General features: G+C 72.3%; 11 protein-coding genes and 1 pseudogene. 4 read left to right on the top strand and 8 right to left on the bottom strand.

The annotated features are described in order from the left end of the window. Nucleotides 1-271: 271 nt before the first annotated feature. Complete coding sequence (locus tag AB0L29_RS12325) at nucleotides 272-2101, bottom strand: phosphoenolpyruvate carboxykinase (GTP) (protein ID WP_365826108.1); 1830 nt, start codon at nucleotides 2099-2101, stop codon at nucleotides 272-274. A 325-nt stretch (nucleotides 2102-2426) separates the two neighbouring features. Here AB0L29_RS12325 and AB0L29_RS12320 point away from each other — a divergent pair, with 325 nt between their 5' ends. Next, on the top strand, nucleotides 2427-3131 hold the full coding sequence (locus AB0L29_RS12320; RefSeq protein WP_365826106.1) for a hemolysin III family protein: 705 nt from the start codon (nucleotides 2427-2429) through the stop codon (nucleotides 3129-3131). Between the two features lie 227 nt (nucleotides 3132-3358). Here AB0L29_RS12320 and AB0L29_RS12315 read toward each other — a convergent pair. Together AB0L29_RS12315 and AB0L29_RS12310 are read right to left on the bottom strand one after the other, a co-directional pair. Continuing rightward, nucleotides 3359-3523: pseudogene (locus AB0L29_RS12315) on the bottom strand (IS5/IS1182 family transposase); the annotation flags it as partial. 109 nt (nucleotides 3524-3632) lie between these two features. Next, nucleotides 3633-4409 (bottom strand): alpha/beta fold hydrolase, encoded by a 777-nt coding sequence (locus AB0L29_RS12310; protein ID WP_365826104.1) that lies wholly within the window; start codon nucleotides 4407-4409, stop codon nucleotides 3633-3635. Nucleotides 4410-4463: 54 nt separating this feature from the next. Here AB0L29_RS12310 and AB0L29_RS12305 point away from each other — a divergent pair, with 54 nt between their 5' ends. From AB0L29_RS12305 to AB0L29_RS12295, 3 genes are all read left to right on the top strand, one after another. Continuing rightward, the gene (locus AB0L29_RS12305; protein WP_365826102.1) at nucleotides 4464-4877 is read left to right on the top strand and encodes a MarR family transcriptional regulator; all 414 of its coding nucleotides are present in this window, start codon (nucleotides 4464-4466) and stop codon (nucleotides 4875-4877) included. Between the two features lie 112 nt (nucleotides 4878-4989). Next, the gene (locus AB0L29_RS12300) at nucleotides 4990-5619 is read left to right on the top strand and encodes a TetR family transcriptional regulator (RefSeq protein ID WP_365826100.1); all 630 of its coding nucleotides are present in this window, start codon (nucleotides 4990-4992) and stop codon (nucleotides 5617-5619) included. Between the two features lie 33 nt (nucleotides 5620-5652). Continuing rightward, entirely contained in the window at nucleotides 5653-6384 is a 732-nt protein-coding gene (locus AB0L29_RS12295; protein WP_365826098.1) for a Mut7-C RNAse domain-containing protein, read from the top strand. A gap of 221 nt (nucleotides 6385-6605) precedes the next feature. On the opposite strand, the gene AB0L29_RS12290 is transcribed toward AB0L29_RS12295, so the two are convergent. The 5 genes from AB0L29_RS12290 to AB0L29_RS12270 all read right to left on the bottom strand — a co-directional run bounded on the left by AB0L29_RS12290 (nucleotide 6606) and on the right by AB0L29_RS12270 (nucleotide 15444). Beyond that, nucleotides 6606-9011, bottom strand: a complete 2406-nt coding sequence (locus tag AB0L29_RS12290; protein WP_365826096.1) for a galactose oxidase-like domain-containing protein — start codon at nucleotides 9009-9011, stop codon at nucleotides 6606-6608. Next, the gene (locus AB0L29_RS12285) at nucleotides 9008-10231 is read right to left on the bottom strand and encodes a glycosyltransferase family 2 protein (protein ID WP_365826094.1); all 1224 of its coding nucleotides are present in this window, start codon (nucleotides 10229-10231) and stop codon (nucleotides 9008-9010) included. The genes AB0L29_RS12290 and AB0L29_RS12285 overlap by 4 nt, the downstream gene beginning before the upstream one ends. Further along, nucleotides 10228-11889 (bottom strand): phospholipid carrier-dependent glycosyltransferase, encoded by a 1662-nt coding sequence (locus tag AB0L29_RS12280; protein WP_365826092.1) that lies wholly within the window; start codon nucleotides 11887-11889, stop codon nucleotides 10228-10230. The genes AB0L29_RS12285 and AB0L29_RS12280 overlap by 4 nt, the downstream gene beginning before the upstream one ends. Next, nucleotides 11886-13181: a glycosyltransferase gene (locus AB0L29_RS12275; protein WP_365826090.1), complete on the bottom strand. Its 1296-nt coding sequence runs from the start codon at nucleotides 13179-13181 to the stop codon at nucleotides 11886-11888. The genes AB0L29_RS12280 and AB0L29_RS12275 overlap by 4 nt, the downstream gene beginning before the upstream one ends. Nucleotides 13182-13410: 229 nt before the next feature. Next, complete coding sequence (locus AB0L29_RS12270) at nucleotides 13411-15444, bottom strand: thioredoxin domain-containing protein (RefSeq protein WP_365826089.1); 2034 nt, start codon at nucleotides 15442-15444, stop codon at nucleotides 13411-13413. Between the last annotated feature and the right edge of the window lie 275 nt (nucleotides 15445-15719).

Raw genomic sequence — 15719 nt, 5'->3', positions numbered from 1 at the left:
AGCAACGCCTGGTCCGCAGTGGCGATGCGCCAGGCCCTGGCGGACGGCGGGGCAGGGGATGGCCTGCTGCAAGCGAGCGTCACCGGGGTGCCGACGCAGACCACAGCACCCCGCCGGCCGGGCGCGAACAGCCCGCGGGGTGCAGAGGGCCCGGGCCCCGCACGCCGTTGTGCAGGGCCCGGGCCTCAGGGGGCACCGCGGCCGGCCGTGACGATGTAGCTGGTCAGGGCACTGTCGGTGAACCGGCCGCGGAGTACTGGGTGGGCCGGGGTCAGCCCAGGCGCTCCACCAGCGCGCGGTACTCGTCCCACAGTTCCCCGGGCGTGTGGTCGCCGAAGGTGTTCAGGTGGTCGGGGATCAGGGCGGCCTCCTCGCGCCAGACCTCCTTGTCGACCGTGAGCAGGAACTCCAGCTCGGAATCGGCCAGTTCGAGGCCGTCGGTGTCCAGGGCCTCCTTGGTCGGCAGGATGCCGATCGGGGTCTCGACGCCCTCGGCCCTGCCCTCCAGGCGCTCCACGATCCACTTCAGGACGCGGGAGTTCTCGCCGAAGCCGGGCCAGACGAACCTGCCCTCGTCGTTCTTGCGGAACCAGTTGACGTAGTAGATCTTCGGGAGCTTCGACTGGTCCTTGTCCTTGGCCACGTCGATCCAGTGGGCCATGTAGTCGCCCATGTTGTAGCCGCAGAACGGCAGCATCGCGAAGGGGTCGCGGCGCAGCTCGCCGACCTTGCCCTCGGCGGCGGCGGTCTTCTCGCTGGCCACGTTGGCGCCGAGGAAGACGCCGTGGTTCCAGTCGAAGGACTCGGTCACCAGGGGTACGGCGGTGGCGCGGCGCCCGCCGAAGAGGATCGCCGAGATCGGCACGCCCTTGGGGTCCTCCCACTCCGGCGCGATGATCGGGCACTGGGAGGCCGGGACGGTGAAGCGGGCGTTGGGGTGGGCGGCCGGCGTGCCCGACCCGGGTGTCCAGTCGTTGCCCCTCCAGTCGGTGAGGTGGGCCGGGGGCTCCTCGGTCATGCCCTCCCACCACACGTCGTTGTCGTCCGTCAGCGCCACGTTGGTGAAGACCGAGTTGCCCCACAGCGTCTTCATCGCGTTGGCGTTGGTGTGCTCGCCGGTGCCGGGGGCGACGCCGAAGAAGCCGGCCTCGGGGTTGATCGCGTACAGGCGGCCGTCCTCGCCGAAGCGCATCCAGGCGATGTCGTCGCCGACGGTCTCGACCGTCCAGCCGGGGATGGTCGGCTCCAGCATGGCGAGGTTGGTCTTGCCGCAGGCGCTGGGGAAGGCGGCGGCGACGTACTTGGACTCGCCGCGCGGCGGGGTGAGCTTGAGGATCAGCATGTGCTCGGCGAGCCAGCCCTCGTCGCGGGCCATGACGGAGGCGATGCGCAGGGCGTAGCACTTCTTGCCGAGCAGGGCGTTGCCGCCGTAGCCGGAGCCGTAGGACCAGATCTCGCGGGTCTCCGGGAAGTGGGAGATGTACTTGGTCCGGTTGCAGGGCCAGGGGACGTCCTGCTGCCCGGGCTCCAGCGGGGCGCCCAGGGTGTGCACGGCCCTGACGAAGAAGCCCTCGTCGCCGAGTTCGTCCAGGACGGCCTGTCCCATGCGGGTCATCGTGCGCATGGAGACGGCGACGTAGGCGGAGTCGGTGATCTCGACACCGATCGCGGACAGCGGCGAGCCGAGGGGGCCCATGCAGAAGGGCACCACGTACATGGTCCGGCCGCGCATCGAGCCGCGGAACAGTCCGCCCTCGCCGCCGGAGCCCTGGAAGATCTCCCGCATCTCGGCGGGGGCCTTCCAGTGGTTGGTCGGGCCGGCGTCCTCCTCCTTCTCGGAGCAGATGAAGGTCCGGTCCTCGACGCGGGCGACGTCGGTCGGGTCGGAGGCGGCGTAGTAGGAGTGGGGGCGCTTGATCGGGTCGAGTTTCCGGAAGGTGCCCTTCTGGACGAGTTCCTCACACAGTCGCTCGTACTCGGCTTCGGATCCGTCGCACCAGACCACGCGGTCCGGCTGCGTCAGTTCCGCGATCTCGTTGACCCACGAAATCAGTCCCTGATGGCTGGTGGGGACGGTGGGAGCCGCGATGTCGCGCGCCACGATTGCTCCTAAATGAGGGTTTTTTGGTTTGGAGGCCCCGTGGGGGCTGCGACCCGGATGCTTCGTGGTTCGATCCTCGGCGCTCATCCGGTGCCGACCGCACTCATTTGATCATCCGACGAGAGCGCCCATCTGTCCAGAGGGCCGCACAGGTGAGCGGCGTGATGATGGCCACGGTTTTCCCACTGCTTTGCGTGCACGTTGAGCGCGCATGACCGTTTCTTTGCGTGACGGCCTCCCGGCGGACGTGAGACGATCACCGTTGCCCGCCGGCCGAGCCGTCGCACCGCTCCGTAACCTACGGTTCCGTAGGTACCATCGGGACATGACTGCGTTCGCCCCCGACGCGCCCCCGGACACGCCGGCCGACGGCCGCGGCCCGGCGGCACTCACCCTCCCCCACCCGGTCAAACCCAAGCTGCGCGGCTGGCTCCACCTCGCCATGTTCCCGGCCGCCCTCGTCGCGGGCCTGGCGCTGACCGCCCTCGCCGACTCGCCCCGCGCCCGCGTCGCCTGCGGGATCTACGCGCTGACGGCCTGCCTGCTGTTCGGCGTGAGCGCGCTGTACCACCGGGGTGACTGGAGCCCCCGCATGGACGGCGTCCTGCGGCGCCTGGACCACTCGAACATCTTCCTGATCATCGCGGGCACCTACACACCGCTCACCCTGCTGCTCCTGCCGGACGCCAAGGGCCGGTGGCTGCTGTGGGGCATCTGGACCGCGGCGGCCGCCGGCATCGCCTTCCGCGTCTTCTGGGTCGGCGCCCCCCGCTGGCTCTACACGCCCTGCTACATCGCGATGGGCTGGGCGGCGGTGTTCTTCCTCCCCGACTTCATGCGCGCCGGCGGCGTCGCGGTCCTGGTCCTGGTGATCGTCGGCGGCCTCCTCTACAGCGCCGGCGGGGTGATCTACGGGCTCAAGCGGCCCAACCCGTCACCGCGCTGGTTCGGCTTCCACGAGGTGTTCCACTCCCTCACCCTGGCCGCCTTCGTCGCGCACTACATCGGGATCTCCCTGGTGGCGTACTAGGGCCTGTCGGCGGACTCCCGTCGTCCGCCCGGAGGGCGGGCCCCGCGGCGTCAGGTGCGTGCTCCCGGTGTGCCGGGCGCCGGCCCTCGTACCGGATGTACTCGGGCCCGCGCCCGGTGCGGTGAGAGGGCGTGCAGGGCGTCGCGGGACGGGCGGGAGTCCGACGACAGGGCCGGCCCCCCTCGCGGGCGCCTTCCAGGCCACGGCTGCCCGGCCGTGGCCTTTCTCGCGCACCGTGACCGGTCCAGCTCGCCCCGGGCATCGAGTTCGTCCAGGACCAGGCGGTGGAGCTTGGCCCGCACCCGGGCCTCGGTCCACTCGGTGAACCGCCGGAAGGCCGTCTCGCCCGACAGCCCGAAGCCTGGTGGCAGTTGGCTCCAGGTGCAGCCCGAGGCTACCCGCCCGAGCACCGGATTCTGCCGCCCGGGCGGGCAGCCACTGGGGCTGGGCCGTCCGCGTCAACACGGAGAAAAGAACAAGGGGCTCCCCGTTCGGAGCGCACTACGACTTCGCCAGGAACGGGTCGATGGCCGCCCAGGTCGCGTCGGGGGCTTCGAGGTGCGGGAGGTGGCCGGCCCCGGGGATCTCGGCGAACTGTGCGCCCGGCACCGCACGTGCGACGGCCCGCCCGTATGCCGGCGTGACGATTCTGTCGCTCTCACCCCACACCATCAGCGTCGGGACGTTCACCGCGCCGAGCCGGCCGAGGAGCGCCGGGTCGCTCATGCTCGTGCCGGCGAGGGCGGTCATCGTGCGTCCGTTCGCCTGCTGGATCGCGCGCTGTTCGTCGGTGAAGCCGGCCGGGTCGACGTATCCGCGCTCCGGGTTGTGCCAGGCGGCCTCGGCGAGCTCGCGGGCGTCGAGGGCGAAGAAGTCCGCGATGGTCTCGCCTTCCACGACCGCCCCGACGCCATCGATGTCGACCACGGCCCCGATCAGTCCTGCGTACCGCTCGTCGTGGGCGGCCTGCACCGCCATCTCCAGGGCGATCCACCCGCCGATCGAGGACCCGGCCAGCACGACGTCGTGCTCCTCGTGCTCGAGCAGGCGCGTGAGGTAGGCGGCCGCGAGCTGCGCGACCGTGGAGATGGAGTCGGGGCGCGCTGTGCCCTCCCAGCCGGGATGCGTCGGTGCGAACACGTGCAGGGTGGCCGCAAGGTGTCCCACGATGGGCGCCACGGTCCGGGGCCCGCCGCCACCGTGCAGGACGAGTGCCGTGCGCGACTCGGGAGCACCGGCCTGAACGACAGGAAGGTCCTCGGGAAGCGAGACGTTCATGATGCTCCTCCTTGAATCAACATGTTTATCTAATAATGTTGATACAGTAGCACCATGACGACCGACCTCGAGGCCCTCGGACTGGCGATCAAGCGTGCGCAGTACCGAAACCACCGGACGATGGATGCCGCGCTGCGCGAGATCGGGGTCAGCCTCGTCCAGTGGGACGCCCTGCGCGCCATCGACCGCATGCCGGGGGCCTCGGGGCACGAGCTCGCCGTCGCGACGTTCCAGAGCGACCAGGCGTTCGGCACCCTCGCGAGCCGCCTTGTGGACCGTGGGCTGATCACTCGGTCCGCAGGCCGCGGCCGACGTCTCGAGCACACCCTCACCGAGGCCGGGAAGGAAGCACTCGCAGAAGGGCGACGGCTGTCGATCAGCGTGCTGCAGGACCTCTTCGCACCTCTCGACGAGGCGCAGCGCGCAGAACTGCTTCGATCACTGCGGGAACTCACCGGGAACGCGTGATCAGACATCAAGAAACCGGCGATGACGATCCACTGCAGGTGAAGGCGGCCTCTGGGTTCCCGGGCGCCCCGGACGTGGCCGGGCCGGGGGCCGATGCCCGACAATGACCCCCATGACCCCGGCACGTACCCCTCCCTCCGCCGACCGTCCCCGGCTGGGGCTCCGGGAGCGAAAGAAGATCAGGACCCGGACGGCGATCCGCGACGCGACGTACGCGCTGATCGGGGAGCAGGGGTACGACGCCACCACGATCGAGCAGATCGCCGAACGCGCCGAGGTGTCACCGTCCACGGTCCTCCGCTACTTCCCCGCCAAGGAGGACATCGTTCTCACGGACGAGTACGACGATGCCATCCTCCGGGAGCTGCACGGCCGGCCCGCGGACGAGCCGTGGACCGACTCCCTGCGGTACGCGCTGCGCAAGGCCGCCGCCCGCGCCACCGCCGAGGAACCCGGGATCACCCGGCTGCGGTGGCGGCTGGTGGCCGAGGTCCCCGCCGTGCGCTCCCGGATGGCGCAGAGCATGTCGGTCACCGGCCGGCTGCTCGGGCAGGCCCTCGCGGAGCGCACCGGCCGGGCCCCGGACGGCCTGGAGGTGCGGGTCCTCACCACGGCGCTCATGGGCGGCCTCATGGAGGCCTTCCTGTACTGGGCCGAGCACGGCCACCGGGAGAACCTCCAAGACCTCGTCGACCGCGCCCTGACCGTCATCGAGCAGGGTCCCGGCCGGGGAAACCCCTGAGCCGGGCTCCCTCCCGCATGGCATCCTGACCGGGTGACCGGTCCCGAGATCCACATCGAGTTCGCTCCCCAGCTGCGCCTGTTCGTCCCCCAGGCCCGGGACACGGGCGCCCTGCGGACCGCCACCGACGGCGTCTCCAGCCTGGGCCACGTCGTCGAGTCCCTCGGCGTCCCGCTGACCGAAGTGGGGATCCTGGTCGTGGACGGCCGCGAGGTGCCCGCCTCGCACGTCCCGGCCGCGGGCGAGTCGGTGAGCGTGCACACCGTCACCCGCCCCCAGCGGGTGCCGGGCGCTCCCCTGCGCTTCCTGCTCGACGTGCACCTCGGCACCCTGGCCCGCCGCCTGCGCCTGCTCGGCGTGGACACGGCCTACGAGTCGACGGACATCGGCGACCCGGCGCTGGCCGCCCGCTCGGCGGCCGAGAAGCGGGTCATGCTCAGCCGCGACCGGGGCCTGCTGCGCCGCCGGGAGCTGTGGGCGGGCGCGTTCGTCTACAGCACCCGGCCCGAGGAGCAGCTCCAGGACGTCCTGGACCGGTTCGGTCCCGAGCTCAGGCCCTGGACCCGCTGCACCGCCTGCAACGGCCTGCTGAAGCGGGCCACCAAGGAAGAGGTCGCCGACCAGCTCAAGCACGGCACGCACCGCACGTACGACGTCTTCGCCCAGTGCCGGGAGTGCGGCCGCGCCTACTGGAAGGGCGCGCACCACGAGCAGCTCGTGGCCATCGTGGAGCAGGCGGTGAGCAGGAGCGCCCAGCGCGGCTGAGCACGCGGGCCGGCCCGCGCCCCCCGCGTGGCAGCCGCCGCCCGGCCTGCGGCGCGCGGTACCGGGCCGTCCCCGGTCCGGTCCTGTGCGGTTTCCCCGCCGCCTCCCGCAGCCGCCCCGCCGCCGGGCCGCTCGCACCGGTGCGGCCCCGCCCCGGTGGTCGCCCGCCGGGTCCGGGGCCGTGCGGCGGGGCGCCCGGCTCACACCGGGCGCGGCGGTCCTCAGCGGCGCCCGGCGTCCCCCTTCCCGCAGGCGACGCCGTCCCGGTCGCGGTCCAGGCCGAGCGGGTCGTCCCCGCCGTTGACCTTCAAGCGGCCGTAGTCGTTCCTCTCCAGCCAGGCGCAGCGCGCGGCCGTCGTGTCCCCCACCTCCGCCGGGAACGCGGTCGGCACGCACACGTCGGCCGAGCCGTAGTGCCGGTCGCAGCCGGAGATCACCGGGCTGACCCGCTGCGCCTTCCGCTTCTTGCCGGGCCCGGTGACCTTGCCCTTCGGCGCGTCGGCGAAGTCGTGGACGTGCGCGGAGGCCTCGGCCGCCCCGAGCGCCCGCGGGCCCGCCAGGTGCACCCACTCCGCCACCGAGGGCACGCCGTTCGCGTCCACCGCGAAGAGCATGTACCAGCCGGGCGGGGCCAGGTCGGGGTTGCTCGTGACGTTGAGGTCGACGTTGTTCCCGTCCACCGACAGCGGCAGGTCCACGAACCGCTGGTTGGGGTCGGAGGAGTGGGTGACGGCCGCCGGGCGGATCAGCTCGGCCTTGGCGACGGGCCGGTCGACGGTGATGCGCTGGGTGTCGCCGTAGGTCCACTCGGTGTCGGTCACGGAGGTGATCGCGGGGCGCGGGCCCTTGAAGAGGTAGGGCGGGCTGTAGACCGACACGTCGTGGTTCCAGGTGCCGTTGCCCGGGTTGTCGCCGGTGGTCATCACCCGGCCGTCCGGCATCAGGAACGCCGACGAGTGGTAGCCGCGGGCCTCCGGGTCGACCGCCACCGGGTCGAAGGTCTCGGTCTCCGGGTCGAACAGCGACGTCTCGAAGACCGGGTCGGCCCGGTTGTGCAGGCCGCCGCCCGTCTCCAGCACCTTCCCGTCGGGCAGCAGCACGACGGAGAGGTACATCTTGCCCTGGTCGCCGGTCTGCGGCACCGGGCCGTCGCCGAGGTCGACGGTGCCCTGCGGGATCGGGGGCCCGGCGACGTACCGCGGGTCGGGCTGCTTGAGGTCGACGATGTCGGTGAGGCGGTTGGCGTCCGGGTTGGAGTCGATGTTGCCGCCTCCGAGGGTCAGCACCCTCTGGTCCTGCGCCGGGGGCAGCAGCACGCTCGCCGACTGGTCGCGCTCGTCCTTGTTCCGCAGGCCGGGGACCTGGGTGATGGTGTTGGCGTCGTAGTCGTAGATCGCCGAGCCCGTGCCCGGGATGTTGTTGCCGAAGACATGGCTGCCGGAGTAGAAGAGCCGGCCGTCCTGCATCAGGATCATCGACGGGTACAGGCCCCAGAACGACCAGGTCTGGTTGACCCGTCCCGTCGGCAGCCACCGCTGCTCGGCCTCGGACCACAGGTCGGCGGTGACCGAGCCGGTGGAGTCCTCGCGCAGTCCGCCGAAGGAGATCACGTCGCCGTTGCCGAGGACGGTCGCCGACGGGTACCAGTGCCCGTCGTTCATGTCGCCGGTCCTGGTGTAGGTCCCGGTCTCCGGGTCGAAGACGTAGGAGTCCCGGTAGCCCTGGTAGCCGACCCGGCCGTCCGCCGTCGGGTAGCCCTTGTTGCCGCTCATCACCAGCACGCGCCCGTCCTGGAGCTGCACGTGCCCGGCGCAGAACATGTCCTTCGGCGTGGGGATCACTTCGTAGGAGCCGTCCGCCGGGTCGTAGACGGCGGACGTGAACGTGCCCGCCGCGAACATCGACTCGTCGTTGCCGGAGCCCGCGATCAGCAGCACCTTGCCGTTGTGCAGCACGACGGCGTGCATGGCGCGGACCGGGTTCCTCGTGGGGAGCACCTGCCAGCTGCCGTCGGCGCACTGTGCGGCGGTGCCGGTGCACCGCGGCGGCGGGACCGGGTCGGCCACCTGCTCCATCGTGTAGTCGTCGGTGGTGGCGGAGCCGGTGCCGTAGACGGAGACGCCCCAGCTGATGCGGTCGGTGCCGGCGGGGACCTCGGGGGTGCGGACCGCGGCCCGGGTCCAGTCCCCGGCCGTCTCCAGCGTCTTCAGGTCGGTCCAGTACTGCCAGCCGGCCGTCGTGTCGTGCCGGAAGAGGGTGACGGCGGCGTCCGGTGTCGTCGTCTTGTACCAGAGGCCGAGGTCGTACTGCCTGCCCGGCGTCACCACCGGGGCGCACTCGGCGGACTCGGTGATCAGGGCCTTGCGGTCGCCGTCGACGCGGCGGGTCAGCTCGACCTTCATGGCCGTGTCGCCCGAGTGGGCGTCGGTGGTGGCGGTGAAGGCGAAGTCGTTGTCGCCCCAGCCGGACTTGTTCCAGCAGTGGGGCATGTCGCCGGTGCCGGCGGTCTCGAAGCCGGGGTTCCTGATGAGGTTGGCGGCGGAGGCGGACGGGGGCGAGGCCAGCAGCAGGCTCCCCGTGAGGGCCGCCACGGTCAGCAGCGCGGTTCTTCCACGGCGTCTGTTCACACGGTTCTCCTCGGGGTGCGGCTGCCGCGCAGGGACGCGCGGCCCGGCCGGCCGGCCTCCCGGCCCCCGCGCGGCAGGTAGACCAGCGCTTCGGTGGCCGCGAAGCGCAGGACGAACGTCGTCACCAGCGCGAGCGCGGTGGCGGACAGCGCCCCCATGCCGAACCGGTGCACGAGCAGCGCGATCAGCGGGATGCGCAGGACGAGGTCGGCGTTGGCGAGCAGCGCGAACCGGCCGGCCCGGTCCCACCCGCTGCGGTGGCGGCGCCGCTCGCGGAACAGCAGGTGCTCGATGAGCAGGAAGTTCCAGGCGACGCCGAACTGGTTGGCGAGGATCTCGGCCGGCAGGTAGTGCATGCCGAGGGCGGTCAGCGCCCACAGGCCGAGCAGGTTCGGCAGGAACCCGCTCAGGCCGATCAGACCGAAGCCCGCCATCCGCGCGACCGGTGAGGCGGTGCGCAGCCCGGCCAGGTGGCGCAGGAAGCGCAGGCCCTCCCGCGCGGTCGACTTGGACTCCCCGGCGAACCGGTCCTGGAAGACGAACGGCACCTCGGCGACCGTGCGGGGCCGGCTGCGGACGGCGAGTTCGAGCAGGATCTTGTAGCCCAGGGGCTGCAGCGCCTCCGCCGTCACCGCGCTGCGGCGGATCGCGAAGAAGCCGCTCATCGGGTCGCTGATGCCGTGCAGCCGGCGCGGGAAGAGCGACTTGGCCAGCCAGGTCGCCGCCCGTGAGACGGCCACCCGGTAGCCGCCCGCGAGCCCGGCCCGGCTGCCGCCCTCGATGTACCGGGAGGCGACCACGAGGCCGGCGTTCGCCCGCTCGCCGGTGGCGACCAGCTCCGGCACGAGGGAGGGCGGGTGCTGGCAGTCGCCGTCCATGACGACGATCCAGTCGGACGTGGCGGCCTTCATGCCCTCCACGACCGCGCCGCCGAGCCCGCCGGCCGGTTCGTCCCGGTGCAGCACGGCGACCGGGAAGGGGCAGTCCTTCGCCGCGTCCCGGACGACCTCGGGGGTGTCGTCGGTGGAGTCGTCCACGAAGACCACCTCGCACGGCAGCCGGGACGGCACCGACTCGGTGATCCGGCGCAGCAGCTGCCGTACGTTGCCGGACTCGTTGAAGGTCGGGACGACGATGGTGACGGCGCCCGGTTCGGGCACCCCGGCCGCGTCGACGGCCGGGTCCCCCAGCTCGCCGGGGACGGTGGATTCGTGGCTCATCGCGTGCCTCCGGCGGTCGTCCGGTTCGGGGTCTGGACGCGGCGGATCTCGACGCGGTCCTCACCGGTGCCGAAGACGGCGACCGGTGTCGAGTGCTCGATCGCGGCCCTGACGTTGGGCAGGTCGACCGCGTCGCGGCGCACCGTCGGCGAGGCGACGACGTAGTCGATGTCGCGCCAGCCGCCCGGCATGGTCCTGGTCACGGCCGGGTCGAGGTCGGCCTTGTAGAACCAGATGGCGCCGAGCCCGGGCCGGTACCCGGCGTGCACCAGGTCCAGCCACAGCGCGTCGTCCACCAGGACCCGGGTCCCGCGCGGCTCGGCCACCTCGGTGGCCAGCCACCTCGCGGCGGCCCGGTAGGGGGCGTTGGCGTCGGCGGTCACGGCGGTGCGGTCGCCGTCGTACCAGCGCGGGACGACGTGGGCGCCCGCGGCGAGCGCCAGGGCGGCGGCGAGCGCGTACCGGGCCGGGCCGGCGTACCGGTTCCCGGCCTTGGACCGCCGGCGGTGCAGCACGGCGTGGGCGACGGAGGCGCAGCCGCCGGCCAGGACCAGGGCGAGGAACGGCAGGGCCTGGATGACGTACATCGCGGGCAGGTAGCCGTTCGGGCGCAGGGCCAGCGCGGCGAGGATCGCCACCGCGAGGGCGGGTCCGGCCAGGGCGCGGGCGGTGACCGACCAGCGCCGGGTGGCGAGCAGCAGCAGCGCGCCCGCCAGGCCGCCCAGCGGCAGGACGCGGTCGTAGTACAGCCACGACCGGAGCACCCCGTACGAGCCGGAGCCCGGGTCGAGGACGAAGCCCGAACCGGGTCTGGTCATCTGGTACCGGATGCCGTCCCAGAGGGAGACGTGCCCGCCGCCGGGCAGCAGCTCGCCCTTCAGCAGGGCGAACAGCGGGTAGGAGAAGCCGATCAGCGCGCAGGCCGTGACGGCGCCGGTGAGGGCGAACTTGCGGGTGTCCCGGTGGCTGTGCCGCCACATGGTGACGAGCAGGGCGGGCAGGACGACGAGCATCGTCTCCTTGGTGAGGACGGCCGTCGCCGCGGCGATGCCCGCGCCGAAGTGGTGCCAGAGGTGGCGGCTCGGGGAGGCGGCGAGGGTGAACGCCAGCAGCGTCCACATCACCGCGAGGTTGTCGAGGAAGATCTCGCGCTGGAGCACGACCGACAGCGGCGAGAGGCCGAAGAGCGCCATGGCCAGTCCGGCCGCCCAGCGGGGCAGGGACAGCCGGCGGCCCAGCACGAAGACGAGGACCGCGCTGATGCCGCCGATCACCAGCATCGCGGCGCGCATGGTGCCCACCGTCATCGACTCGGGGCTGATCAGCGCGGGTATCCAGGTCAGCAGGGCTATCTGGATCCAGCCGAGGGGCGGGTGGTCGTACCAGTAGGTGTAGTGGGCCAGGCCCCGGCCCTCCTGGACGGCCCAGGCCTGGGCGAGGTAGGTGCCCTCGTCGTCGCTGAGCGCCGGGTAGTCGGCGATGTTCCAGCCCTGCACGGTGAGGACCGCCACGAGGAGCACACCGCACAGGATCAGGTCGGGCCGGGACGAGCGCAGCCGCCTCGGAGGCGCTGTCCGGCGGGCCGGACCGGCCGTGGGCGCGGGCTGCCGCTGCGCGGGGACCTGGGCCGTGGTCACCGCGGGGAGGGTGGAGGTCACGCGGGAACGTCCTCTCGGAGGTCTCGGCTCTCCGGGAGGTCCCGGCTCGCTTCGGCTTCGCCCAGATGCGCGCCGACGTGCGTGGTCAGCTCCCAGTCGTTGCGTCCGCGCTGCTCGCGCCACACGGCGTGGACGGCGGCCCCGGCGAGGAGCACCTGGTAGAAGGGGCCGCCCACGACGAGCTTGAGGTAGTGGACGAGGCGGACGCGCAGGCCGTACTGCCGGCCGAAGTCGTGCAGTCCGACGACCTCGAAGACGAAGGTGACCAGGGCGGTGACGGCCGGCAGGAAGGTGACGAAGGCGATGCCGACGGGCACGTCGAGGAAGAGCGCGACCGCCGCGTTCAGCGGGATGACGATGCCGGTGAACGCCTGCAGGAACGGCGTCATGAGCGTGTAGCGGGCCAGTAATCGCTGCCCGAACGTGGGCAGTTGCCGCCAGTCCTTCTTCCGGTACACCTGGAGGAAGCCCTGGTTCCAGCGGGTGCGCTGCTTCAGCAGCGACATCAGCGAGCCCGGCGTCTCCTCCCGGGTCACCATGTCGGAGTCGTAGGCGACGACGACCTTCTTGCCGGTGCTGGACAGCCGCACGCCCAGGTCGCAGTCCTCGGCCAGGCAGTCGGGGTCCCAGCCGCCCGCCTCCCGCAGCACGCCGGTGCGGACGAAGACGGTGTTGCCGCCGAGCGGGATGAACCCCTTCTGCGCGTGCAGGTGCAGCCGTGAGCGGAACCAGAAGAAGTACTCCAGGCAGTTGCGCAGGCTGTACCAGCTGGAGTGGAAGTTGATCAGCTGTACGCCGCCCTGGACGACGTCCGCGCCCGTGGTGCGGAAGGCGTGGTCGACGTGGGCGAGCAGCTCCGGGTGGACCTGGTCCTCGGCGTCGAAGACCCCGACGACGTCGCCGCGGCAGTGCGGCAGGGCCGTGTTCATGGCCTTCGGCTTGTTCTTCTTCTCGTGCGTGTCGACGACGACGCGGACGCGCGGATCGCGTTCGGCCGCCCGCCCGGCGACCGCCGTGGTCTCCGGGTCGTCGTGTCCGACGATCACGATGATCTCGAAGTCGGTGTGGCTCGACTCCAGCAGCCGCTGGATCGTGTGGTCGAGCACCGCCTGCTCGTGGCGGGCGGGCAGCAGCAGCGAGAACGACACGTGCTCGGCGCCGTCCGGGCTGCTGAACCGGGTGGAGGCGAGCACTTCCGGCGTGCGCCAGGCGTGCATCTGCCACCACAGGGTGAACGCCGCCATCCAGAACAGGGCCAGTGAGACGGCGGCGATGAAGACAGACGTCAGCAAACAGATCCCCCCAGATCCCCGAATCCCCCTGACGCGACGGGGTGGCACCACCGTCGCGTCACTGTGCAGAGGTTAGGGGGGAACTGTGAAGCGTGGGGGCTGTTCCCATAAAGAGCGCGTTTCGCAACGGGACGGCGCCTAGCGGTATCCATCCGAACACCTGCCCCATTTTGGACATGCGGGGGTCCGCCTTTGGACACACGGGGGCCCGCCGCCGCCCGTCGCCCCGTCAGCCGCCCAGGGCCGCGCGCAGCCGCTCCGGATCGGTCGTCGGGGCCTCGCACGTGAAGTTCCGGCAGACGTACGCGGCCGGTTCACCGTGCACGAGCGGCCGGTCGGCGAGCAGCGGGAACTCCTCGCTCTCCGGAACGCCCACGGCGATCACCGCGCCGGGGGCGGGGCCCAGCAGGGCCGTGCGGTGCAGGCTCCGCGTGCCCTCGTGGTCGAGGGACGGCCCGACGACCGCGATCTCGCGGGGCCCGTCGAGCAGGGCCTCGGCGACGGCCAGGCCCCAGCCGACGAAGCGGGGGACGCGCGGCCCGAGCGCCTTGACGACGCCGAGGGCCTGCTCGGCGGCCGTGCGGTGCGCCGTGGAGCCGGTGTGGGCGGCGTAGCTCAGCAGGGCTCCGGCGGCGGCGCTCCAGCCGGACGGGGTCGCGTTGTCGGTCGGGTCCTGCGGGCGGCGGATCAGCTTCTCGGCGTCGGCGGCCGTGTCGTACAGGGCGCCGGACTCCGGGTCGGTGAAGCGGGTCAGGACGTGGTCGAGCAGGACCCCGGCGAGCTCCAGCCAGACGCCCTCCCCGGTGACGGACGCCAGCGCCAGGAAACCCTCGGCCACGTCGGCGTAGTCCTCCAGCACGCCCGCGTTGGCGCCGACGTGGCCGTCCTTGCTGGTGCGGGTCAGGTGGGCGCGGTCGTCGAGGTGCAGCCGCACGAGGAGGTCGGCGGCGGCGAGGGCGGCCTCGACGAGGTCGGGCCGGTCGAAGTAGGCGCCGGTCTCGGCGAGCGCGGCGATCGCCAGGCCGTTCCAGGCGGCGACGACCTTGTCGTCCCGGCCGGGCGCGGGGCGCCGGGACCGGGCCCCGATGAGGCGGGACCTGATCGACTCGATCCTCTCGGCGTCGAACAGGGCGTCCTGCTGCGGGAGTTGCAGCACCGACCGGCCGTGTTCGAAGGTGCCCTCCTCGGTGACGCCGAAGTGGCGGGCGGCGAGCTCGGCGTCCTCCTCGCCGAGCACCTCGCGCAACTGCTGCGGGGTCCAGACGTAGTACGCGCCCTCGACGTGCCGGCCCGTCCCGTCCTCGCTGTCGGCGTCGAGCGCGGAGGCGAAGCCGCCCTCGGGCGTGCGCAGCTCCCGCACCATGAACTCGGCGGTCTCCAGCGCGACCCGCCGGGCCAGCTCGGACCCGGTGGCCCGCCACAGGTGGGCGTAGACCCGGCACAGCAGCGCGTTGTCGTACAGCATCTTCTCGAAGTGGGGCACGACCCAGTCCCGGTCGACGGAGTACCGCGCGAATCCGCCGCCGAGCTGGTCGTAGATCCCTCCGCGCGCCATCCGCTCGCAGGTGTCCTGCGCCATCTGCAGGGCCCCCTCGGACCCGGTCCGGGCGTGGTGCCGCAGCAGGAACTCCAGCACCATCGACGGCGGGAACTTCGGCGCCCCGCCGAACCCGCCGCGCTGCGGGTCGTACTCACGGGTCAGCCCGAGCAGCGCCTGCGCCAGCTCCTGCTCGCCGGGGACCTCGGTGCCCCCGTAGGAGATCTCCCGCCCCGACAGGTCCCGCACGATCTTCCCGGCGACCTCGGTGACCTCCTCGCGCCGGTCCGCCCAGGCCTGGTGCACGCCCTGGAGCACCTGCCGGAAGGAGGGCATGCCGTGCCGGGGCAGGGGCGGGAAGTACGTGCCGAAGTAGAAGGGCTCGGCGGACGGGGTGAGGAACACGGTCATGGGCCACCCGCCGTGCCCGGTCGCCGCCTGCACGGCCTCCATGTAGACGGCGTCCACGTCGGGACGCTCCTCGCGGTCGACCTTCACGCTCACGAAGTGCTCGTTGAGGTAGTCGGCGGTGGCTTGGTCCTCGAAGGACTCGTGCGCCATCACATGGCACCAGTGGCAGCTCGAGTACCCGACGCTCAGCAGCACGGGCACGTCCCGCCTGCGCGCCTCCTCGAAGGCCTCGGCGGACCAGGGCCACCAGTCGACGGGGTTGTCGGCGTGCTGGAGGAGGTAGGGGGACGTCTCGTGCGCCAGTCGGTTCGGCATGAAGTCCATCCTGCCGCAGTACCCCGTCCCCCACGTGTCAGGCGTCTGCCCTCACGCGTCAGGCGTCAGGCGTCTGCCGGACGGCGGTCCGTCCTCCCGGTGAGCGGTGCGGCCGGGCACACGGACCGGCGCGAGGCGCGGCCGGGCACGCGGACCGCCGCGAGATGCGGCCGGGCACACGGACCGCCGCGAGATGCGGCCGGGCACACGGACCGCCGCGAGATGCGGCCGGGCACACGGACCGCCGCGAGATGCGGCCGGGCACACGGACCGCC

It is taken from the genome of Streptomyces sp. NPDC052701 (genome assembly GCF_040678355.1).
GTDB lineage: Bacteria > Actinomycetota > Actinomycetes > Streptomycetales > Streptomycetaceae > Streptomyces.
This window is presented reverse-complemented; position numbering and strand designations above follow the sequence as displayed.